Source organism: Desulfovibrio desulfuricans (assembly GCF_024460775.1).
GTDB lineage: Bacteria > Desulfobacterota > Desulfovibrionia > Desulfovibrionales > Desulfovibrionaceae > Desulfovibrio > Desulfovibrio desulfuricans_E.
The window spans coordinates 1-213 of record NZ_JANFYZ010000142.1; the positions used below are offsets into that span (position 1 = coordinate 1).

Below are 213 nucleotides of genomic sequence, written 5' to 3' on the forward strand. Positions count from 1 at the left end.
CCACCATGCATAGATATGCTCCTGATCTGCTTCTGTAATCTCAGAAATCTTGCGCAGATTGATGCGAAGTCTCTCCAATAATGTAGGTTCCAACGAAGAACTTTCAATAAACAGATTCTCTACCCGGATAACCATTCGCTCAATTTCTACCGTAGCTTCAGACAACTGATACCGGAACTTTTTATTCTTAAACTCCTCGATAGTCGCAACCTT

At 41.3% G+C, this 213-nt stretch carries 1 protein-coding gene; it reads right to left on the minus strand.

Annotated elements, in window-relative coordinates; genetic code table 11:
- A partial coding sequence (locus tag NE637_RS15705) for a DUF2397 family protein (RefSeq protein WP_256267854.1) occupies window positions 1-213 on the minus strand: 213 nt, incomplete at both ends.